This is a genomic window from Alteromonas halophila (assembly GCF_014651815.1).
GTDB lineage: Bacteria > Pseudomonadota > Gammaproteobacteria > Enterobacterales > Alteromonadaceae > Alteromonas > Alteromonas halophila.
Genome location: NZ_BMXP01000036.1, coordinates 1 through 561 on the forward strand (window position 1 = coordinate 1; position 561 = coordinate 561).

Annotated in this window: 1 rRNA gene; it reads left to right on the top strand. The window is 52.6% G+C overall.

What is annotated here, in order from left to right:
• Nucleotides 1-561: ribosomal RNA gene (locus IE054_RS17800) — 23S ribosomal RNA — on the top strand; the annotation flags it as partial.

Sequence of the window (561 nt, forward strand, 5' to 3'; positions counted from 1 at the left end):
AGGTTAAGCGAATAGCGGAGCCGTAGCGAAAGCGAGTGTTAACTGCGCGATAGTTGCTAGGTATAGACCCGAAACCCGGTGATCTAGCCATGGGCAGGTTGAAGGTTGAGTAACATCAACTGGAGGACCGAACTCACTGACGTTGAAAAGTCAGGAGATGACCTGTGGCTGGGGGTGAAAGGCCAATCAAACCGGGAGATAGCTGGTTCTCCCCGAAATCTATTTAGGTAGAGCCTCGGACGAATTCCATTGGGGGTAGAGCACTGTTAAGGCTAGGGGGTCATCCCGACTTACCAACCCTTTGCAAACTCCGAATACCAATGAGAACTATCCGGGAGACACACGGCGGGTGCTAACGTCCGTCGTGGAGAGGGAAACAACCCAGACCGCCAGCTAAGGTCCCCAAATATTGCTAAGTGGGAAACGATGTGGGAAGGCACAGACAGCTAGGAGGTTGGCTTAGAAGCAGCCATCCTTTAAAGAAAGCGTAATAGCTCACTAGTCGAGTCGGCCTGCGCGGAAGATGTAACGGGGCTAAGCAATATACCGAAGCTGCGGCAG